This is a genomic window from Psychrobium sp. MM17-31 (assembly GCF_022347785.1).
Lineage (GTDB): Bacteria > Pseudomonadota > Gammaproteobacteria > Enterobacterales > Psychrobiaceae > Psychrobium.
The window spans coordinates 166,867-189,166 of the sequence record NZ_JAKRGA010000004.1 but is presented as its reverse complement, the minus strand read 5'-3'; the positions used below and the strand labels follow the sequence as shown (position 1 = coordinate 189,166).

The 22,300-nt window shown below is 43.8% G+C and carries 16 protein-coding genes; all 16 read right to left on the bottom strand.

Annotated features, from left to right (window positions below):
- Positions 1-79 precede the first annotated feature (79 nt).
- Positions 80-1,417, bottom strand: coding sequence for a thymidine phosphorylase (gene deoA, locus MHM98_RS13615; RefSeq protein ID WP_239439895.1), 1,338 nt, complete (start codon positions 1,415-1,417; stop codon positions 80-82).
- 11 nt (positions 1,418-1,428) lie between these two features.
- Entirely contained in the window at positions 1,429-2,196 is a 768-nt protein-coding gene (gene deoC / locus MHM98_RS13610; RefSeq protein WP_239439894.1) for a deoxyribose-phosphate aldolase, read from the bottom strand.
- 287 nt (positions 2,197-2,483) lie between these two features.
- Entirely contained in the window at positions 2,484-4,040 is a 1,557-nt protein-coding gene (locus MHM98_RS13605; RefSeq protein ID WP_239439893.1) for a PAS domain-containing methyl-accepting chemotaxis protein, read from the bottom strand.
- A 163-nt stretch (positions 4,041-4,203) separates the two neighbouring features.
- Positions 4,204-5,649 carry a metalloprotease TldD gene (gene tldD, locus MHM98_RS13600; RefSeq protein WP_239439892.1) on the bottom strand — a complete coding sequence of 482 codons (1,446 nt, stop codon included), beginning with the start codon at positions 5,647-5,649 and terminating at the stop codon, positions 4,204-4,206.
- A 37-nt stretch (positions 5,650-5,686) separates the two neighbouring features.
- Complete coding sequence (locus MHM98_RS13595) at positions 5,687-6,523, bottom strand: carbon-nitrogen hydrolase family protein (protein WP_239439891.1); 837 nt, start codon at positions 6,521-6,523, stop codon at positions 5,687-5,689.
- Positions 6,483-10,376, bottom strand: coding sequence for a YhdP family protein (locus tag MHM98_RS13590; protein WP_239439890.1), 3,894 nt, complete (start codon positions 10,374-10,376; stop codon positions 6,483-6,485). Before MHM98_RS13590 ends, MHM98_RS13595 begins: the two co-directional genes overlap by 41 nt.
- The gene (gene rng, locus MHM98_RS13585; protein WP_239440119.1) at positions 10,376-11,836 is read right to left on the bottom strand and encodes a ribonuclease G; all 1,461 of its coding nucleotides are present in this window, start codon (positions 11,834-11,836) and stop codon (positions 10,376-10,378) included. Before rng ends, MHM98_RS13590 begins: the two co-directional genes overlap by 1 nt.
- 58 nt (positions 11,837-11,894) lie before the next feature.
- Positions 11,895-12,470 carry a Maf family protein gene (locus MHM98_RS13580; RefSeq protein ID WP_239439889.1) on the bottom strand — a complete coding sequence of 192 codons (576 nt, stop codon included), beginning with the start codon at positions 12,468-12,470 and terminating at the stop codon, positions 11,895-11,897.
- 25 nt (positions 12,471-12,495) lie between these two features.
- On the bottom strand, positions 12,496-12,987 hold the full coding sequence (gene mreD, locus MHM98_RS13575) for a rod shape-determining protein MreD (RefSeq protein ID WP_239439888.1): 492 nt from the start codon (positions 12,985-12,987) through the stop codon (positions 12,496-12,498).
- 2 nt (positions 12,988-12,989) lie between these two features.
- Entirely contained in the window at positions 12,990-13,850 is an 861-nt protein-coding gene (mreC, locus tag MHM98_RS13570) for a rod shape-determining protein MreC (protein WP_239439887.1), read from the bottom strand.
- Positions 13,851-13,910: 60 nt separating this feature from the next.
- Positions 13,911-14,954: a rod shape-determining protein gene (locus MHM98_RS13565; RefSeq protein WP_239439886.1), complete on the bottom strand. Its 1,044-nt coding sequence runs from the start codon at positions 14,952-14,954 to the stop codon at positions 13,911-13,913.
- Positions 14,955-15,123: 169 nt separating this feature from the next.
- Complete coding sequence (locus MHM98_RS13560; RefSeq protein ID WP_239439885.1) at positions 15,124-19,896, bottom strand: DUF6701 domain-containing protein; 4,773 nt, start codon at positions 19,894-19,896, stop codon at positions 15,124-15,126.
- Between the two features lie 117 nt (positions 19,897-20,013).
- Positions 20,014-20,451 (bottom strand): hypothetical protein, encoded by a 438-nt coding sequence (locus MHM98_RS13555; protein WP_239439884.1) that lies wholly within the window; start codon positions 20,449-20,451, stop codon positions 20,014-20,016.
- Complete coding sequence (locus MHM98_RS13550; protein ID WP_239439883.1) at positions 20,441-21,223, bottom strand: type II secretion system protein; 783 nt, start codon at positions 21,221-21,223, stop codon at positions 20,441-20,443. Before MHM98_RS13550 ends, MHM98_RS13555 begins: the two co-directional genes overlap by 11 nt.
- On the bottom strand, positions 21,223-21,762 hold the full coding sequence (locus tag MHM98_RS13545) for a prepilin-type N-terminal cleavage/methylation domain-containing protein (protein ID WP_239439882.1): 540 nt from the start codon (positions 21,760-21,762) through the stop codon (positions 21,223-21,225). Before MHM98_RS13545 ends, MHM98_RS13550 begins: the two co-directional genes overlap by 1 nt.
- Entirely contained in the window at positions 21,752-22,243 is a 492-nt protein-coding gene (locus MHM98_RS13540; protein ID WP_239439881.1) for a prepilin-type N-terminal cleavage/methylation domain-containing protein, read from the bottom strand. Before MHM98_RS13540 ends, MHM98_RS13545 begins: the two co-directional genes overlap by 11 nt.
- Positions 22,244-22,300 lie beyond the last annotated feature (57 nt).

The window sequence follows — 22,300 nt, the reverse complement described above, 5'->3', positions numbered from 1 at the left end:
TTTCCAACGACTACGGGTATATAAAAACGCCTCATATCAAAAATATGAGGCGTTTTTCACTTCACATACATATCTGCTACTAATGCATCAAGTCCTGCTTAGCAATCGACTGATAGATGCTAGTCACAGGCTCATTCGGCTTACCAGAAACAGTCACTGCGGCTTGTAGCTGCTGTTCAATTTCTTTAAAGGCGTTTTCATCTTGTGCGTGGACAAAACACAGTGGTGTTTCACTGTCTAATTGCGTGCCTAAATGCGCGATTTGATTTAAACCCACTGCGTAATCTAATTGATCCGATGCGCGAGTACGACCACCACCAAGACTAACTACTGCCATGCCAAAGGCGCGTGTATCCATTGCCGTGAGATAACCCGTTTGAGACGCGTACACAGGCTTGATTAGCTGCGCAGTTGGCAGATAGCTTTCCGGTTGTTCAAGTAAATTCGCGGGTCCGCCTAGTTCTACCACCATGTGAGCAAACTTCTCGGCTGCCGCGCCAGAGTCCAGCACTGCTTGACGCTTAACAGCCGCCTGCTCTTTGTTCGCGGCAAGGCCCGATACCACTAACATTTCATCTGCTAGCGCATAAATTACATTGGCTAGTTTCGGCGAGCGGTAGTTACCTGTTAGAAAGTCGATGGTTTCGCGAATTTCTAGCGCGTTACCTGCACTATCGGCTAACACTTGCGACATATCGGTGATTAAACAGCTAGTATTAACACCTGCGCCATTACCAACCTCAACGATGCTTTTCGCCAGCGCTACAGAGTCTTCAAACGTCGACATCACAGCGCCGCTGCCTGCTTTAACATCCATCACCAAGGCATCTAAGCCGCTAGCTAGTTTCTTGGATAAGATAGAAGCGGTAATGAGATCTAACGACTCGACAGTCGCAGTAACATCACGCATCGCGTACATGCGTTTATCGGCAGGCACCAAGTTGGCAGACTGGCCAATTATTGCAACGCCAACGTCTTTAACCACCTGACGAAATTTATCGGTAGTCACCTGCGTTTGATAACCGCGAATGGCATCGAGTTTATCTAACGTACCGCCTGTATGACCAAGGCCGCGACCAGAAATCATAGGCACATAGCCGCCGCAAGCAGCGACAATAGGACCGAGTACTAAGGATACTAAGTCGCCAACGCCGCCCGTGCTGTGCTTATCGACAATAGGGCCGTTAAGATTCAGCGCTTGCCAATTAAGCACATCACCAGAATCGCGCATCGCGGTGGTTAGTGCCACGCGCTCGTCTATGTTCATGCCGTTGAAATAAGTAGCCATAGCAAAGGCAGCTACTTGTTCATTGGAAATTGAGTTATCGCCAATGCCTTGCACAAATTGCTTAATTTGAGCATGTGATAGCACATTGCCATCACGCTTTAAGCGAATAATTTCTTGAGCTAGAAACATAATCGTTGCTCCTAGTAATCGCCTTTCGCCACTTGATGCTCAACTTCTAGCGTTGAGAGTAGATCCGCTAATAAGCTAGATGCACCGAATCTAAAGTGCTGAGCGTCGATCCACTCTTCGCCCATGATTTGCGCAGTTAAATCTAAATATTCTTTAGCATCGCTCGCTGTTCTAACGCCACCAGCAGCTTTAAAGCCAACGTTAGTATTCTTTGCCTTAATAACATTCAGCATAATTTCAGCAGATTCTAGCGTCGCATTTACTGGCACTTTACCAGTACTGGTTTTGATAAAATCAGCGCCAGCATCGATTGAAATTTCACTCGCTTGCTTAATTAACTCTGGTGTTTTTAATTCGCCAGACTCGATAATGACCTTTAGCATCACATCGCCACAGGCTTCTTTACAGGCTTTAACTAAATCAAAACCTACCTGTGTGTTGCCAGCAATCAGCGCTCGATATGGGAATACAACATCTACTTCATCAGCGCCTAATTCAACGGCCTTTTGAGTCTCGCTCACCGCGATAGCAACATCATCATTACCGTGTGGGAAGTTAGTCACTGTGGCGATGGCTACATTATCGATGCCAAGCTCAGCAAAAGCTGCTTTAGCCGCAGGTATGAATTGTGGGTAGATACAGATTGCCGCCGTTTCACCAGCTGCGCTGCGTGATTGCTGACACAGAGCTGCAACTATTTCGTTAGTATCGTTATCGTTTAAAGTGGTTAAATCCATTAAGCCTAGGGCTTTTTGCGCGGCAACTTTTAATTGTGACATGAGGTTCTCCAATAGTAATAAATGGCACAAAGGAGAGAGGCTCTCAATAAGAGAAGATAGTTCACTCTCTATGTGCGATAGAGTCGTGGACTTGGTTCCTTGAAGACTTTGCTATTCACTCCAATTCCATAGGAGCCGCAAATTTAATTCCTTTTATACCGCATGTTAGGTGTAAACCAATAACAAGCGCGCTCATTAAATGAAATTATTGTGCTCGCTGCAAGTTGCACAGCCAGCTTTAATGACTGAGATCATAATTTAACGTTTATAAATTCTATTATTGATACCTACCTAGTTAGTGATTGCATAATATCGCGCACTGAATTCACTAGTTGATTAGCCGATTGGCTAGCTTTTAATGATAGCTGCTCTGTTGCATTGATTTCACTGCTGATATTAGTGAGCTGTTCATTGATATTATGACTGACAACTCGCTGCTCTTCGGCGGTGGACGAGTTCTGCATATTCATTTTATCTATCGACTCGATCGCGTTGTTGATCATTGTGATCTTGTCGCCAGATTCATTCACATTATCAACACACACTCGCGCTTGTTGTTGCACTTGATGGGTCTGCTGTTCAGCAATAATAGCTTCTTGTTGTAACGATTGAATAGTATCGCGAATTTGCTCTGTTGATTCTTGCGTTTTAGTGGCTAATGAACGTACTTCATCAGCAACAACGGCAAAACCACGGCCTTGCTCGCCCGCTCGAGCGGCTTCGATTGCTGCGTTCAAAGCGAGTAGATTCGTTTGTTCCGCAATACCAGTGATAATTTCCAATACCTTACCAATATCTTCAGAAGCTAATTTCAAACGAGATAATCGATTGAGCACTTCGTCCAACTTAGTGGCAAGATTATCAATATCAACAATAGTGGTGCTAATCAAAGACGCTGAATGCTCGGTTTCCCTACTTACATTAGATGTTTCATTAGCGGTCAACTGAACATTTTGTGCAACTTCAGCAATGCTGGCGACCATTTGCTCAAAAGCAACCTTCATCGAGGTTAGCTCTTGGCTCTGTAGTGACAGCGATTGACTCGTCTGCTTAGCTATGTCGTTAGCCCCAGTGCTCAATTTAGTAAGATCTCTAGACGAATGAGACACTCTCCCCATTAGAGTTTGCAGCTGTGCTTCGTTCATTCTAATGTGAGTTTTTAATTGGCCAATGCCGCTAACTGAGCCCGCGTATAATCGATTCAAGGTTTTCGAATTAATAAAATCCTGAGATTGGGCGACTAAATGACGGTATGGCGCTATCATTAACCATCCCAAGAAAGCCATGCTACCTGCGACCATCAAATCAACCAACAGCGCCATGGTATCGCTTAACTGCGCAAAATAGTTCACAGATGCAGGCAGCAAGCTCGCGATACCGATTAACAATGGCACACTAATGCTCAGCCTTAAGTCTCTAATAGAAATCGACGGTTTATTATGATTAAGCTGTTGATACAAAGTTTTAGCGCTAGCTATATCTTCATCGCTAGCCTTAGTGCGGACCGACTGATAACCAATGGTTTGTCCATTTTCTGTCACCGGTGTTACGTATGCATTCACCCAATAAAAATCCCCGTTTTTACAGCGATTCTTTACCACGACCATATAAGACTTGTCGCCTTTGAGTTTTTGCCACATTTCGGCAAAAACAGCTGCAGGTACTTCAGGGTGTCGCACGATATTATGATGTTGACCGATTAGTTCTGCAGCAGAAAAACCGCTGTATTTAACGAAGTCGTCATTGACTAAGGTAATCCGGCCTTGTAAATCGGTTGTTGAAATGAGCAGAGCGTCCTTGTCCAGCACATTTTCTTTATCAGAAATGGGTAGGTTATGCTTCACAATACTTCCTAATACAATACTCAAACTATTGAACTAATTAAGAAATATCAAGATACGCTTAATTTTTTGAATGTAAATTGATCAGTGTCAATCCCCAATTGTTCTCCTAAACAATTTGTTACAAGCAACAAGAGCGGCGCGCACACCGCTCTTGAAATAGAGTTTACTGCGTACCACCAACAGTTAACTCATCGAGTTTAAGTGTTGGCTGACCAACACCTACAGGAACACTTTGACCGTCTTTGCCGCAAACGCCAACGCCTGGATCGAGAGACAGATCATTACCTACCATAGAAATCTGCTGCATGGCTTCAGAACCACTGCCAATTAAGGTTGCGCCTTTAATAGCAGCACCAATCTCACCGTTTTTAATTAGGTAGGCTTCGGATGCGGAGAATACGAATTTGCCCGAAGTAATATCTACCTGACCACCACCAAAGTTCGGCGCATAAATGCCCTCTTCAACGCTGGCGATAATATCTTTAGGATCGCTTTCACCCGCCAACATAAAGGTATTAGTCATACGCGGCATTGGCAATGATGCATATGATTCACGGCGGCCATTACCCGTACTTTGCGTATCCATTAAATGCGCATTGTGCTTATCAAACATGTAGCCCTTTAAAATACCGTTTTCGATAAGAACATTGCGTTTGGCAGGTGTACCTTCATCGTCGATATTTAATGAACCACGACGATCACCGATGGTGCCATCATCAATCACCGTACACAGCTCTGATGCTACTTTCTGACCGATTTTACCGCTAAACGCCGATGATCCCTTACGGTTAAAATCTCCCTCTAAACCGTGACCAACGGCTTCGTGTAGTAATACAGCTGGCCAACCATTACCAAGCACTACTGGCATTAAGCCTGCGGGTGCATCGATGGCACTTAGGTTAACAAGAGCTTGGCGCACTGCTTCTTTGGCGTAGGTTTCAAAGCGCTTTTCACCGTTGTGGATTTGGGTAAAGAAACTGTAATCTGTACGTCCACCGCCGCCAGCAGCACCGCGTTCACGTTTGCCATTGTCATCAACAATCACGCTACAGTTTAAACGCACTAACGGGCGAATATCAGTGGCTAAGGTGCCATCTGTTGCTGCCACCAGCACTTCTTCATAAACGCCTGTGATACTAGCGACTACTTGGCTAACGCGCGGATCTAAACCGCGAGCAAAGGTGTCCATCGAACGCAAGATATCAAGCTTTTCTACTTCACTCATTAAGCTCAATGGATTAAGGCCTTGGTAAGTAGCAATGGGCTCACTCTTTTTCCACGCTTGTACACTGGCACTTTGTCCTGCACTGGCAATACCGCGCGCGGCAATCACACTTTGATTAATCGACTTATCGTTAATTTCATCGGCGTAGGCAAAACCCGTTTTTTCACCGCTAATCGCACGCACGCCAACACCGCGTTCGATGTTAAAGCTACCTTCTTTGATGATGCCATCTTCAAGCACCCACGACTCGTGATGTGACGCTTGAAAAAACAGATCGGCAAAGTCGACTTGGTGGGTAGTAAGATTCGACAAATGCTGCTGTAAACTATCAACGGTTAAACCTGATTGGGTTAACAGTGATTCACTAACGGTGTTAAAGCTCATAAATTTCTCAGTTATACGGCGCAATGCACCAAATTTTTTATTTTAATTTCGATTCAAATCGCTGCTGACTAGCCATTGGCATCTTCTGACGAATTGCCGCTAATTTGTCGCGGTCAAACTCGCCAACGGCATAACCTTCGCCACTAGCAATTTGTGATTCAATAGCGCCCCAAGGGTCAACAACCATTGACTGGCCCCATGTTTCGCGGCCATTTTTGTGCAAGCCACCTTGATTTGACGCCACCATGTAACACTGGTTTTCAACCGCGCGGGCACGGCACAATAACTCCCAATGCGCGTGACCAGTGGCATGAGTAAAAGCACTCGGCAACACCAGTATTTCGGCGCCGCGGGCGCGCATTTCATTGAAGAATGCGCCAAAGCGCAAATCATAGCACACCGCCATGCCGATATTGCCAATTGGCGTTTCAACAACACTTATATGCTGCCCAGGGTGGGTATTTTCAGACTCGCGGTAACTGCCGTAGCCATCGCTGACATCCACATCAAAGAGATGGATTTTGTTGTATTGTCCTAACTCATTACCTTGCGGATCAAATAATAAACTAGCGGCAAAGTGGCGACCGTCTTCAGCTTTAATTGCAATGGTTCCGGCGACGATATACAGCTGATACTTTTGACTTAGCTCGGACAAGGCGTCCTGCATTGGCCCTTGTCCTTTGTGCTCTGAAAATTGGCGGACTTCGCTATCTTTAGTGGCGAACATCAGACAACACTCTGGCAACACCGCCAAGATATCACCACTTGGATATTGCTTGCGAATCGCCTGCAGTTGCTCGTCGATAGCAACAAGATTCTCTTCAATTGATGGACTAGATACGAGTTGTACTGCGATCAGTTTGACGTTGTTCATCGGCAACTTTTTCTCCTTCGGGGGATGCAGGCTGAGCAGTCACAGGCTTGGACTGCGGTAAAATATGTTCAGGGACTTTGTATTTTTTCTGTTTGCGGTCAATTTCTTCAAAATTAGGCTCATCGACAGTGCCAGATAGTTTAAAGTTAACCTGCGATATAACGTCAACAATAGGTTCGAGCACTTTGGTAATGGCGAAAGTTAATACAAACATTTGCGGTTCACTCGCCGCCACACCAGCGATGACAGGTAGATTTGAAAACAGCGCCGGTGAAAAACTAATGTAATAATCGAGCTCTTGACTGGTTAAGTTAACTGAACCAACAACATCAACGCCACCAGCAACACCATCCATATGCGCATCTTCAGTAACGGCTACGCCGTTAGTAATCTTAAAACTGCCAGTGAAATCGTTAAAGAAGATCCCTTTCTGGAAAACATCTCTAAAATCTAATACCAGCTTACGACGTAGCGAATCTAGACTAAATAGTGAAAATATTCGCGCGCCTTTATCACTGACCTCTGCAATGTGCCCTTCGCCGAGTTTCCACTTAACATCACCACTGAGTTTATCCAACGATAATTTATCTAAGCCAGCGCGCCACATCAAATCAAAATCAGTGCGAACACTACTTTCTTTGATGCTGGTAGAATAGTCAAAAATCGCCAACATAGACTCAATGTTTTTACTGTTGATATCACCTGTTACCGAGAAGTATTCGCCATCGGTATCAAAACCCCATATTGCATTGGCCGATAAGCTCGATTCATTGGCATTAACTTTAACTTTAACTTTGTTAATGGCGATACCTTGCAAATGCGGTGCAGAATTAAAGCTTATTTCGCCTAACTCAAATCCAGAGACCAAACAACTTACACATTTAAAGTTTAAAGGCGGTAACTCTCTTAATGATTCACGAGTAGCAGCTTTATCATTACCCTCTTCACTTGGCTTATCGAGCACCAAGCGATCAAAATTGGCGACAATACCTTTACCAAACCAATCATCGAATAATTGCAGTTGGCCAGTGGCTTGCTCACTGTTGACTTGTACTTGCCAATAATCGTCAACTTTAGCACCGCCGAGTTGGACATCGCTAAAATCATGGCCTAGTACTGAAAGCGTTTTGACACGAGCATTAATGCGATTCAGAGGTGGGAATAATTGATCTTTACTTTGTCCTTGCTCGATATTATCGATAAAGGTTTGCCATTCATCCAGCGCTAGTGAATCGAGATCGATATTGATGGTCATGCCGTTCTCGGCAATCTCGTCTTGTGCTTTGAATTTACGGCCAACCAACAATGTAATAGCAGGCACTTCAACACTCGAATCGCTGGAATCAATGCGCGCAAACACTTCAGCTCTTGAGCCAAGTGCTAGATTAAATAACCCGCCCTCGACATTACCACTACTGGTCACCAATAAGTCTTCTTGTTGGTCGACGTATTTATCTAACGGCTTAGGTAGTTTTAATTCCAATCCCGTCATCGGCGAGCGTACAAAAGACTGATAATAAACATCGTCTTCACTGATTTTTAGGGTTAGTTTCCCTTGCCAATCGAGACTACCGTCTATGTAAGGATTTAAATACTGCTGCCAAATGTCTGGCATTTTATTGGTATGCCACTTGGCATCTAGATCAACTTCAATACCGTAAGAGTCCCCGAATGGGCGGCTTTCTAGCGCCAAAGTCACAGGCTGCTGATAGAGAATGCCCTGCAGATTTTTAGCGGAAATATCACCGCCGTTGAATGCGATATCACCACTTAACTTACCAATGTCTAAATCAATTGCCTTAATCGACAAGTCATTGTTGTTAAGCTTAACCACACCAGATACTTGTGGCAGAGTTCCGTCAAACGGAATATCAATCGCCAGCTTGGTGAGAATATCTCCCTTAGCATCAAGTTGGCTCAATACAGGGCCTAAACTATCGTTGATTGGTGAATCACTAACAAAGGTATTTATTTTATGTTGTGGTTGTTTTACATCGGCGCGAATTTCTAATTTAGTTGTGTCTGCCATTAGATCAGGAATAGCAACGGTTAACGCCTCAAAAGAAAGGTTATTTAAGATGCCTTCATAGCCCGTGATCACCATGGCTTCGTTTCTAAACAGTAGGTCTACCGTAGCATCAGTAACCGGATGCCAGTCGCTATCAAAATCAAAAGAAGCGTCTTTAATCAGCGCATTTATTTCGAAAATACCTTGATGAGCTGTATAAGGAAAATGTTCAACGTTACCCTGCCACAGCAGTTTTACATTATCACTGTGTCCCGCTTTTATCGCCCCCGATAAATAATCTACGAGTTCATCACTGAGTATCACACGGGGTAAATAATATTGCGCTTGTCTAGCGTCTGAGAGTTTGGCATCACCCAGCAATGAAAGTGTTGGCGCATGGCCATCGGCAAACTGCAGTTGCCATGAAATAGCCGTTGTTAGATCATCATTGGCTAACTGAGTCATTGGACTCGCTAACGTAAATACACCATCTTGTGAGCGCCAATTAAGCTCAGTGTTTAACTTACTAAGTGCTATGGGCGCCTTAAAGTAACGACCGAAATCTAATCTTTGTTCGCTTGCTTCAATCGTCACCGAGCCAGCGTTGTCACTCCCTTCAAAAACAGCGGTCAGCGGCTTAACACCGGGAATACCATCAACATTGACCATTGAAAAGTCAGTTAAGCGACCGCGATATTGTAAATTGTCAGGGCTCGATACCAAGGAAACACCTTTTAAGTCCCCCGTCAGCTTTAACTTTTCAAGCAGCGTTAAAGTCGCTTTATCAACACTCGATAATAAGCCAGCGACAGGCGCAAGCTTAGCCACAGGGATAGACTCAACATCGAGTTGTAAGCGGTCGTTTATACGATGCATAGCAATATTTAACGGCGCTAGGTCTTGCTTATTCAGCACTGGGATAATGGCTTTTGCTTCAAAAACCCACCCTTGTTGATAGGGTAACCATTGGACTAATTCAGGTCTGAATTCTAATCGCTCTCGCTTCGTTGCCCCGTCCCAAGAAAGGTTATTTTCACCGAGCTTAAGCATCATTGAATCTAACTGGCCAGCGGAAAAATCCGCCCATAATTCAAAGCTTGCTTGTGCACTAGCATTAGTCGCTAGCTGCGGAAGTAGAGGTTTTAAATTTTCAAGCCAATGCCAATCTTGCGCTTTTACATAAACTTGACCACGCAGTTCATGCTGAGTTGCGCCATGCAGATCAACAATCAATTTTAATGGCTGCTGTTGCTTATTGTCTTTTGTTAACAACACCTGTAACTGACGCTGCTCGATAGCGTCATGCCATGCCACCCGAGCAATATCTATCGCTGGTAACGCGCCAAATCGCTCAGCAAACTCCACCTTAGCGTTCTTAATCACTGCTGAGCGAGTTAGGTGTAGCAATTCTCCCGAATCTTGCTCATCTTCTGCTGTAGGTTCTGATTTCAGCTTATTGAGATCATCGAGAAAAATATGGGGAGAGTCTATTTCAATCAGCTTAAAACGCGGCGATAACGCCAACGCCGATTCAACAATATCAAAGTGTAATTTGGCTTGTTTGGCACTAACGCTAATCCCCAGCTTTTCGCTGTTTTCAAAGCTGAGCTCATCAACAACCAATAGTGGGCCACCGTTATGCCAAAAACCTTTGACAGATTTCATGGCCAAGTGAATGTCGTAACGCTCAAAAAGCTCTTGCGATACTTGCTCTTGATATTGATTTAAATAAGGTAATGCGCCGCGAATAGCGCTAAAGGTTAATGCCACTAAAACAAGCGCGACTATGCCTACCATCCACAATTTGGCAATGCAATTTTTGCAAAGGGTAGGCAACCATTTCATTACATCATCACCACGTCATAACGCTCGTGGCCATAGCGAGGCTCAGGTTCAATTTTCACTTCTTTGCCAAGGAATAGCTCTAGATCGGCAAGGTAATGTGTCTCTTGATTGAGTAGTGCATCACACACAGATTCCGACGCGTAAACCACAAAACGATCGGCTGCATGAGCGCGATCGACACGAATTACTTCACGGAAAATTTCATAACAGATACTTTCAGTAGTTTTTAACGAGCCACGTCCTTTACAGCTTGGGCACTCTTTACACAGCACGTGCTCTAAACTCTCACGGGTGCGCTTGCGGGTCATTTCCACCAATCCTAAGGATGAGAATTTACTCACATTGGTGCGCACGCGATCTTTAGCTAATGCACTTTCCAGCGCACTGAGGACACGGCGACGATGCTCATCTTGTTCCATATCGATAAAGTCGATAATGATAATACCGCCGAGATTACGCAATCGCAGCTGTCTCGCAATAGCTTTGGTCGCCTCTAAATTAGTCGAGAAAATCGTGTCTTCGAGATTACGGTGGCCAACAAAGGCACCAGTATTGATATCTATGGTGGTCATGGCTTCGGTTTGATCGATAATCAAATAACCACCGGATTTAAGCTCCACTTTGCGCTCTAAGGCGCGCTTAATTTCATTTTCGACTTGATAACACTCGAAAATAGGACGCTCACCGAAATAATATTCAAGCTTATCGTTAAGCTCAGGCACAAACTCCTGTGTGAATTCACTTAAGGCTTCAAATGTTAGTTTAGAGTCAACGCGAATCCGCTCTAGATCTGTGCCAACAAAGTCGCGTAACAGACGCAGTGATAAACTCAGATCTTCATACAACAAGGCACTGGTTTTAGAACGCTGACGGCGCTCAATAATCTTGCTCCACAAACGCTTTAAAAATGCGGCGTCTTGCTCTAACTCCCGCTCACCAATGCCTTCTGCGGCGGTACGAATAATATAACTGCCGTGTTCATGCGTATATTTACCAACAACGGATTTCAAGCGATTGCGATCGGCTTCATTCTCGATGCGCTGTGACACACCGACGTGCTTCGCCCCCGGCATAAACACCAAATAGCGAGACGGTAGCGTAATATCCGTTGTTAAGCGAGCGCCTTTCGAACTAATAGGATCCTTAATCACCTGCACCGTCATAAACTGACCTTGCTTAGCCAGCTCAGTGATATCAGGCACTTTCGCATTTTTGTCATCTTCGCCTTCGCGGCGAACCACAATATCTGACGCGTGTAAAAACGCCGCCTTATCTAATCCGATATCGACAAATGCCGCCTGCATACCCGGCAACACACGGCTTATCTTTCCCTTGTAGATATTGCCGACAATGCCCTTTTTAGCGAGTCGCTCGATATGTACTTCTTGCAAAGTACCATCTTCAACTAACGCAACACGGGTTTCACTCGGCGTCACGTTAATCAGTAGCTCGGCAGCAATATTCTTTTGTTCCTGTTCTTGTGGCATAGATACTCGCTTAGCGTTTTATCAACGTCGCTTATTTCTGTGTAGATAATAGTTCAGCTATTAACTGTTGTGTTTTCATTAGTGGTAAACCGACGACTGCAAAGTAACAGCCATCGATTTTTTCAACGAATTGACCACCTAATCCCTGAATACCATAGCCTCCCGCCTTGTCTTTAGGCTCGCCGCTATGCCAATAGTTCAGTGCTTCTTGTTCACTAATTGCGCGAAAGGTCACACTAGTGGTTACCACATCGCAAACAACCTCATCATCCAGCACCAACGCCACTGCTGTCATTACCTGATGTTGACGATTACTAAGGGCCATTAACATCGAAATAGCATGTTCTTGATCTCGAGGCTTACCTAGCAATTTTTCATCGATAACCACAATGGTATCAGCGCCCAATACAGGTTTGTTTTCGGTCGCAAATGCTTGACCAGCTCGCGCTTTTTCAACCGCTAATCGTTTAACATAATCGGCAGCTGCCTCATTGTCGAGCGGCGTTTCATCAATACTGGCACTTAATAACTCATAACCGATATTAATTTGCTCGAGTAACTCGCGACGACGCGGAGACTGAGAGGCGAGATAAATACTTGCAGACATAATAGTAGTTCGCTGAACAAATAGATTAAGAAAGGAATAAACGACGGCGAACTTTACGCAGGGTAAAGAAAATCCACGGCCATGCTAATAAGGTGATAAAGCTCGATGCATAGTAACTATTTGGCACCAAGGCGTGATCAATCCACGAAGATAACCCCGCAAAAATCAACTGATACACCAATACGACACCAAGTAAAATAAGCGCTTGATGCCATACCGAATACGTGCGTATTTTATGGCAGTTTTCAACGATAAAGGCCGCACACAAACCAAAAGCTAGTCCGTTAAAACCAAGTGTTGAGCCCCATAAAATATCTAGCGTCAAACCAGCTAGCCATGCACTGCCAATACCGAAACGATGTGGTAATGCCAGCGCCCAATACATCGCCGTTAGCAACATCCATTGCGGCCTTAGAAACTCATCAATAAACGGCGGCAATGGCAACACCTGTAAAAACGCCGCACAAATCAGTGATAGCCAAATAATAACTAAGGTAAAGAAAGAGCCGCGGCGCATGATTATTGACTCGATGCTTGAGGCGTAACTTCGGCGTTATCGTCACCAGTGGCTAACTCAGGCCACAATAGTAAAACATAGCGAATACGATCTAACTGCGCGATAGGACGAATGTGAATGGTGGAATAAATCTCAGAGCCGCGATTTTCGATGCCGGTCACTGTCGCCACAGGATAGCCTTCAGGAAAACGATCACCAAGACCAGAAGTCACCAACATATCGCCAATTTTTACATCGGTATTTTTGGTCACGTACTGCAGTTCCATTTGGTGAACATCGCCACGACCTAACCCGATCAGGCGAACATCGTTGCGCTGATTACGCAGCGGAATGGCATGGCTGTTATCAGCAATCAACAATACGCGACTGGAAAGCTCATTCACTTCCACCACTTGCCCTACAACGCCGTGTTCATCGACGACAGGCTGGCCGACAAAAACCTCGTCTTTAGCACCTTTGTTTAATACGACTTGCAGGCGAAATGGGTCGGAATCCACCGATTGGACACGCGCAATGAGTTTACGCTGTGTCGTAGCAACTGGCGATCCTAACATAGCTCGCAAGCGCGCATTCTCTTGTTCGAGATGCTCAAGCTTGAGTAAGCGATCACTAATCGACAATTCCAATTGGCGCAGCGCCTGATTTTCTTCCATCAGGGTTTCGCGAGATTTAACCGTTTCAGAGACATTATCTAGCGCTTCTAAAGGTGCACTAGCAATGATTTGCAAAGGACTAAAAAAAGTAGCGAGGTATTGACGAGTTGGCGCAAGTGAATCGGCACTGAGAAACAGTGCCAATGACAAAATAAAAACCGCAGAGATTTTAACGCTAGCAGGGAAGCGACGAGTGAAAATAGTCTTCATTAGTCACGCCCCACACATTGCTGTAGAGATTCCAATCGGATATTCACCGAGGAATAATTTTTACTCATAGGTAAAAATATCACCGCCGTGCATATCGATCATCTCAAGGGCTTTACCGCCGCCACGAGCAACACAAGTTAGTGGATCATCAGCCACAACAACTGGAATACCAGTTTCTTCCATGATCAAACGATCTAAATCGCGAAGCAGTGCACCACCGCCTGTTAATACCATACCGCGCTCAGAAATATCTGACGCTAGCTCTGGTGGCGATTGCTCAAGTGCAGTCATTACCGCACTGACAATACCCGTTAATGGCTCTTGCAGAGCTTCTAAAATCTCATTGCTGTTTAAGCTGAAACTACGTGGTACACCTTCGGCAAGATTACGACCGCGTACTTCAATTTCACGCAGCTCATCGCCAGGGTAAGCGCTACCAATTTCGTGTTTGATACGCTCAGCCGTTGCTTCACCAATTAAGCTACCAAAGTTACGACGTACATAGTTGATGATGGCATCGTCAAACTTGTCACCACCAATGCGCACTGAACTTGAATAAACCACGCCGTTTAGCGAGATAATTGCAACTTCTGTTGTACCACCACCGATATCGATAACCATAGAACCCATAGCTTCAGATACCGGTAAGCCAGCACCAATCGCCGCAGCCATTGGCTCATCGATTAAGTGAACATCACGTGCACCTGCACCTTCAGCAGATTCTTTAATCGCACGACGTTCAACTTGCGTAGACCCACAAGGAACACACACCAAAACGCGAGGACTTGGACGTAAAACGTTATTGTTGTGAACTTGCTTGATGAAGTATTGCAGCATTTTTTCTGTCACGTGGAAGTCGGCGATTACACCGTCTTTCATTGGACGAATAGCTTTAATGTTGCCAGGAGTACGACCTAGCATGCGTTTTGCGTCTGCACCTACGGCAGCCACACGGCGTGTACCAGCGCTGCGATCATCTTGAATAGCAACCACTGATGGCTCGTCTAAAACAATCCCTTGGTCACGTACGTAAATTAGAGTATTGGCAGTGCCAAGATCGATTGAAAGATCGTTTGAAAACAATCCACGTAGCTTTTTAAACATCGAATACGCCCAACTTGAAAAATTACAGAAATAAAACCCTGCAACTATGCCATTGACTAACGCTTGAAACAAGCATTCAAATCACTGATTTACGACATATCGACAACAATTTAAAAAAACAGTCATTTTTGTACAAAAATGACGGTTGTTAAACGTCTTTCGAATGCTGTTAGCGACGTTCGCGCCAATTGATCACGCGATCGTTTCCGCGATAGCGACCAAAGACTGCATTGGCGTTTGGATTAGTATCGGCAGTTGCAGGTTTATTATCCCAGTCAAACCTTAACCAAGTCGGAACATCCATCTCCATTGGCAATTCGCCACTAAAATTACTTGCAGGGAGCAATAAACGACCAAGCCCTGATTGCCAAGTCAGAGGTGTTGTTAACGAGGCTGCAGTGATATCGCCAAACGGGCTAGTACCCAAGGTGAAATCGCTACTTGGCGTCACAGGATAAGAGCAGCCATTACCAATGACGGTATTGGTGACAAACTCAGTGCCATTGTACAACTGATGCTCCACTGGCATTGCCAACGCTTGATTATCGGGACCAAAAGCGTTGTGGAGTTTAATGCGGCCGTAGACCATTTTGTGTCCAGCCGTTGACGCGGCCGATAAAGTCACACTCACTCCTGTTTTTAAAACTACTTTATCCAGATCTTCTATCTGTGCCACAGGGAAATTTAATGTTGCGCTAAAGGGTGCTATTTTAGCTGCAGTGTTGCGATCAAATGTAAAGTTGTCGTTATCTGACATAGTATAGGTAACGACACCAGCAGATTCGTTTATCGTACCAGTTTCAACATCACGATTATCTTTATAACTATTGACTGTCAAGCCATTGGTGCTTATCGCAGGGCTCACTGTCACACTGCTATCTTGCAAGCGCATAAAATTGCCGCGGTAATTATTCAATACCGTTGTGCCATCACTCGCCATTGCATTAATTCGCATTGCAGGATTCGTAGAATAATAGCGCAAAGCACCATCAAGCGCGCTATCACTATCGGCACCATCTGCAGTCAACTCACCAATAAATGTTTGATTGACACATTGACCTGTTAAATCACCGGTAACGAGGTTACTCACCGTAAAATGATCAGGATAAAATCTGCCAACATTATTGGCATAACCAATGACATTGCCACCGCCGCGGTAATTGCCATCGACTAAATCAGCGGCAATATTAATAATTCCAACTTCATTCCAACGCGCATCAACAAACGAAGCCATAGAATTATCTAAGGCCGTATTAGTTGCAGTAAAGGAGCCAGCATTGCCGCCTTGAGCAACTGTAGGCAATACTAACTGATGCGCCAACTTAACACTTTCACCAGCAAAATTAGCTACAGCAACGTTGTCATCTGCATTTTTGTTTGCATCGATATTACCATCATGAGTTGACGGTACATTAGGATCTCCATCCTCCCCTGATTGCCACATGATTGGTACAGCAGTAATTTTAAACGCTTGACCAGCTTGCTTAAATTTCGAGAAATCCCCACTCGGATTGCCATCGTCGTACGGATCTGAATCTTCAGGGAAAACAAACTTAAAGCCAAATGGTTTAATAACAAAACTATTAGAACTGTCTTCCAAAACAGCGTTGTCTCCAGACGGCAAAGTCACTACTTTTCGAGCGCTCAGCGACATCTCACCCGCATTAAAGTACTCATAGGAATATTGCGCTGTTGAACCTGCGCCAAACCTCAAGGTTACATCACTATAGGTTCCATTAATTTGTTCAGCAGAAGTACCACCTTCTTTGGTGATAAATGCACTACTGCAATTGCCAATATCAACATGACAGTTTGTTTTCAGCTGAAGCATCACGTCAGTATTATTAGCGAACACGTTTTCACACACACCTGTGACCGAATTTTTCGCGACCGCTTTTATTGTCAAAACTTTCTTATTGAATTCAGTATTGGAAGGCTTACCGGAGATTTGAGTGGGTATTTGATTGAACAAGAAGCCACTATCTTTAAAAGCAATCTCACAATTGATTGGCGTTGTACCGTTATAACATTGAATCGGCGTTGAGTTTGACGGTGTTGGATTAAATCCACTGCCACCTAAAGCAATTGTCGCTAATGAGTTTTGCGACAAAAACAAATCAGTTTCCTTAGTAAAACTTACATTGTCACTGGTGACGTCCGTGCCAGTCCACTGCCCTGCTGGCGACAATGTAAAGCTCGTATTTATAGTTGATTTGTTATTACAACTGGCGTTTTCACAAGCTGTTAACCTCACGGAACTAGCTTGGCACGTTAGACCATTGGGTGAAAAGTCGAATCTAAAATGATCAACTAGCTCAGGTGTCACTTCACCAAAAATTTTAAATGAGCGTAGCTCGATATAACTAGGATCTGATGGAGAGCCAGTACCATCATTATATACATGAACTTTCCACCAGCGTGCTGAATGCTTTTGTGCGAGATTATAACGAGTCATCACTACTGAATTACGCGTAGGAGATGTTAAGTTGTTTCTTGGGTTTTGATTAATCGGTGATTTTGATAAGACTTCTACCCATCCGTTTGCATTATAAGCAGGAGAGTTAGCACTATTGGCAGGCGACAATACAGAGGCTGGAACCTCAATATTTGCTGGCGATGGGCCGTCATAAGCAAAGACTTGAATATGAGTAGCTTGCCCATCAGAGTGCATATTAGATGCAGCCAAAATATCAGATGTTATTTCACGCTGTGCATCAATAACTAAAATACCATAAGCTTGAGAGTTAGTATTGCCATTCCAAGTTGCTCCACTATCCGTATTTACCTTGAATGAAACCAATGAATCAGGCTGCTCCGTCGACCATAAACTCCCTTGAGGCCGCCAGTCAACGGAAGGAGCGTCGTTCAAGTTACTATTCCAAGCGGTCACGTTATTACCGGTAATTTGAACAACTCGCGCTCCATCTTCCGTGTAGTCAATTAGGTTATCGAGCACCTCTTGGGAAATGATCGCATCAAAATCGCGAGTAAATAATAAAATACCTAAACGCTCTGTCGTATGAGCACGCTCACCATCCAAGTCATCTTCATCAACTGCAGTAAAGACACCATTATTCGAAACATTGTGGCGCACTACCCAACCGCCGTCACCACCGTCTTGGGTCATCTTTGAACCAGCCCACAAGGGTGGTGAAGACAATGACAATTGAGTTGTAACATTATAAACAACATGAGTCACAGCATCTGGCGTTGTGATTGATTCATAGCTCACTGAATTGCCGCTATTACTACTAAAACTGCCGGTAGCATTCGCATCAATAGCAATATAGCCGACAACTTCGGTAGAACGTATTGTGCCAGTGATTGCCTCTGAACGTTCTAAAGTAATTCGAGTTCCGCTTGCTGTTGTCACTCGTGATGGTGCTGTAAACCAAGGTGCTACGTAATGGTCATTAGCGCGATCTGTCGTATTATTCACAGATTGTAGCTTAGTGACTATAGTTGGCGCCTGCTGAAACGCCGAAGTGAAACTAATCGACCGTTCAGATGAACTACCATCAGTTTTATCATGAAACTGCCGAGTTGACACCACACAAGCTTCAATCTCCCTGCCATCTGTAAACTGATGGCGCCCTGGTTCAACAGCTATATAAGACAAGTTCATCGAATTAATATTTTGATTAGTTCGATAAGACACAGTAGAAACATCAAAACCAGTTGTTGTGACATTTTTAATGCGAACTTCAACAGGGTCCGACTCTTGGTTTGTTGGATTAATTGTTACTATTGGTGGGTATGGATATGTCTGCTTAAAATCAATTCTTTCATAACCATTACGAGAATTAGATGATCCAAGTGTAAAATTACCTGCTTCAAGCTTCCATGGCGATAAAGGGTTATTTGAACTAAATGACCTTGTAACCGTAGAATTCAAAGAACTAAACTGTGCCGACAAATTCACAGTTCCTGAATCATTATGAATATAGTCAAGAATAACTTCGCCATTGTCTAAAGCACTAAAAGTGTAACTGGCTTGCCCATTATCATCTGAACTAGCTTCAATTGTTCCATATCCTTGACGGACTGACCAACTACCGCGATTATCGCTACTTGATAAACTAACAGTGGTTCCAGCTCTGTTAATAACTTGATTACTACCGTCTAGTAAACGTAAACGATACCCATCTACAGCACAGACATTCGCGTCTGACTCAGTACTTATACTCGTAAGTTCAATAGCAGATATATTTATGCCACAGCCATTTGTAACTGCCGCCATATCATTCGCAATTTGAGTTGAAGAAATTTCACCATTATAAATCTTAAACTCATCAATAACTCCATTGAAACGATAGTTCGAGCCGTTTCCTGATATATGGCCACCAATCGCCATATCTTTAGTAGCATCAGCATTTCTATTGCTAATGGTTCCAGAAAGGTTCTGTTCAATACCATTGATATATAGCTTATTTGAGCCCATATCACCATTTTTGAAAACGGCAGCAACATGCACCCATCGATTATTTACAGTTGAAGAATTAATGCCATAAACATTGTTAACCCATGAATTGAAGCCAAATTTAGAGTTATATAGCCATAAATCGTATAGAGAAAAAGCCATTGGCATTTGACTATTAGCACCATACCATTTCATCCAAAACGAGAAAGAGTTAACCTGATTGTTACCTGTTTTAACTTTGGTGTTGTCTAGTACAAAAATACCCGAGCCAGAGAACTGAGCGGCATAACATCCGTCAGAAAAGTTGCCAGCTGCAGTTTCATCAATTCTTGAAATAGAGACTCCTCTTAATACTCCGTCTCTTCCGCCAATAGAATCCAAGACTTGATTAGTCCAATTTTCATCAAAAGTATAATGATGTCGTAAAGTACCATCACGAGCAAAAGACTTTTCATTAATGAAAAACGTGCAGCTGATAATTAAGATCGAAAAAAACAGATTTTTCAAAGAAATAATGGGCATGGTAAATTTCGTTCTCATCAAAATAAAAAGATACTAAACAAGTTTATCAATCGTACGATTAGTCTATACGAACGAGTTACACACTAAAAAATTACTACATTCATTCAAAAATAACGACTAATTTCTCGCCTCAACCACTACACTACGCTGGGTAGTAAAATCACCAGCACTGCAATTTGCCGTACTTTCTATCTGAAAATGAACAAATCCTGTTTGCGTCACGGTAAATGAATTACAGGTCACATTGACAATACAACCTGCGAATTCTGGTGTTCCGCCTAAAGATAGATTGGTGAGTGACGCCGCAGCAGGACAACTGGTTCCTGAATTGCCTGGTCCGAAGATATCATTGAGTGCCTTTTCAACACCGGAATTTGCGGCGTTGAGCGCCCTAGTCCCATACACCTCATACACATTGGCGCTGGCGCTAGTATTAGTAATTCGTATCATCGCATAGGCTAAGAAGGCCAGTACAATAATCACGAACAACGCGATAACCAACATGCTACCACGCTGTTTTTTAAGCTGAGGACTAGAGGTTTGATTACGGAACATTGGCAATATTCACCTCATTAACGAGTCGCAAACGCTCATCGTCATATCGAAAGCTAAAGTCCATTAACACGATTGCATTGCGAATTAGCGTATCACCTTGATAACTAAATATCGGCGTCGAACCGCTTGGTTTAACTACATTTTCTGCCATCAATACGCCTGTACCACTAGGCGGGTTAGCAACGTTTTGATAACGCTTGATATCACCGCTAGTGTCCCAGCAATACGCCACATTTTCGCGAATAATGAAATAACGCTGGTTGGGGGAATCATCATCAAAATGCACTGCATTGGTCAAAGTCACAGTAACTACATTATCGACAGCCGCAGAATAACTATCAACATTAAATACTTTACCCGTTGTTTGAGTGCCATTGACATAAACTTCGCCAACACTCAGCGGATAAACCACCAATTTGGTATTGGTTGGTGTAAAAGGTTCACTGCTAGCAACTATCGTCACCGTCGAGCTTGCTGCATCTGGTAAAACCGGAATATCGACATAAGTTGAGCTTGCCAAGATAGGAATAAACTCAACACAATCGCCGCCATTAGTCACTCGCACGCTATTAGGCAACGCATTGCGTAACTCGCGCGTGATACGCTCAATCACAAATCGACTATCGCTGATTTGCTTATCACGACCCGCCGTGTCTTGATAGGTCTGCACACCATAGCGAATAAAAGTCACTATCCCCGTGCTAACAATAGCTAGCACTAAAATGACTAGCACCAACTCAATGAGCGTAAAACCGCCGTTGTTACGCTTCATTAGTAGTTACCTCGATAGCTGGCAAAAGACACTTGCTCGTTATTCGGCATGGTGACTGTGACGGTAATTAATTTTGCATTGGTTGCCGTATCGGCAGTGCCATCATAATTGCCATCGTAATCGACGCTGACACTTAGTTGATAATTGGCATATAAATCGGCGTATTTCGCACTATTGTCATTGAGCAGAAGACCGTCAATGGTAAAGCCATCGTAATCGTCAACATCATCGAATAAATTACGCGCCGCTGCGCCTTCTTCAGGGCCTAGCGATACGGTGCAAGCCAATGGATTAGTGCTACTGCCACAAGGGCCCTGCGCTAAGGATGGATTAGAGTTTTCATCATAAGCTTTGCTGCTAATTTCACTCATTAAAGCACTCGCGAGCTTGGCGGCGCGTACCTGATAAATTGGGTCGACACTTTGCTCAGCACGGGGAACTATCACCGAAAAAACCATAGTCATGGCAACGGAAAATACCACGATGCCAATGACAAGCTCTATTAAGGTAAATCCTTTAGAAGGGGTATTAAAGCGCATGAATATACCCCTGACTTTCTATCTTTATTTGTAGTGTTTCAGAGCCAATGATATCAATCGTACAGCCCGCTGAACCATTGCATTGCCCAATGCCTTGATTGTCAGACTTAAAGTCAATATTCAAAATTGAAGGAGGTGATGAAACTGCGAGACTAACTGATGTTTCTGAAAACTCGAGCAAGGAATCTTGTAAAACAACCAGTGAACTACTATTGCAAACACTAGGATTTACGCTCGTATTCAAAGTCATTTCAGCCAACTTAGCACCACTTGAATCAATCACTACTCGATGACACTTATCTATTTGATTCATTGACTTAAGCTGAGCCAAACGCAATTGCGAAATCAATTGATCGCGAACCGCAAAGTGTTCAACTTCGGATGACGTAAAGAATTTAGGCACTATAGTGACCGCCAAAACACTGATGATTAAAATCACCATAATTAGCTCTATCAATGTAAAAGCGCGTGAATACTTCATCAGTGCTTCCTATTGTGGTGCCGAAAAGAAATGGAATGAGTAAATCATGATAAGCTT

Coding starts and splice junctions, on each gene's coding strand:
- deoA (WP_239439895.1), bottom strand. CDS start 1,417: ATGTTTCTAGCTCAAGAAATTATTCGCTTAAAGCGTGATGGCAATGTG.
- deoC (WP_239439894.1), bottom strand. CDS start 2,196: ATGTCACAATTAAAAGTTGCCGCGCAAAAAGCCCTAGGCTTAATGGAT.
- tldD (WP_239439892.1), bottom strand. CDS start 5,649: ATGAGCTTTAACACCGTTAGTGAATCACTGTTAACCCAATCAGGTTTA.
- MHM98_RS13595 (WP_239439891.1), bottom strand. CDS start 6,523: ATGAACAACGTCAAACTGATCGCAGTACAACTCGTATCTAGTCCATCA.
- MHM98_RS13590 (WP_239439890.1), bottom strand. CDS start 10,376: ATGAAATGGTTGCCTACCCTTTGCAAAAATTGCATTGCCAAATTGTGG.
- MHM98_RS13580 (WP_239439889.1), bottom strand. CDS start 12,470: ATGTCTGCAAGTATTTATCTCGCCTCTCAGTCTCCGCGTCGTCGCGAG.
- mreD (WP_239439888.1), bottom strand. CDS start 12,987: ATGCGCCGCGGCTCTTTCTTTACCTTAGTTATTATTTGGCTATCACTG.
- mreC (WP_239439887.1), bottom strand. CDS start 13,850: ATGAAGACTATTTTCACTCGTCGCTTCCCTGCTAGCGTTAAAATCTCT.
- MHM98_RS13565 (WP_239439886.1), bottom strand. CDS start 14,954: ATGTTTAAAAAGCTACGTGGATTGTTTTCAAACGATCTTTCAATCGAT.
- MHM98_RS13560 (WP_239439885.1), bottom strand. CDS start 19,896: ATGCCCATTATTTCTTTGAAAAATCTGTTTTTTTCGATCTTAATTATC.
- MHM98_RS13555 (WP_239439884.1), bottom strand. CDS start 20,451: ATGTTCCGTAATCAAACCTCTAGTCCTCAGCTTAAAAAACAGCGTGGT.
- MHM98_RS13550 (WP_239439883.1), bottom strand. CDS start 21,223: ATGAAGCGTAACAACGGCGGTTTTACGCTCATTGAGTTGGTGCTAGTC.
- MHM98_RS13545 (WP_239439882.1), bottom strand. CDS start 21,762: ATGCGCTTTAATACCCCTTCTAAAGGATTTACCTTAATAGAGCTTGTC.
- MHM98_RS13540 (WP_239439881.1), bottom strand. CDS start 22,243: ATGAAGTATTCACGCGCTTTTACATTGATAGAGCTAATTATGGTGATT.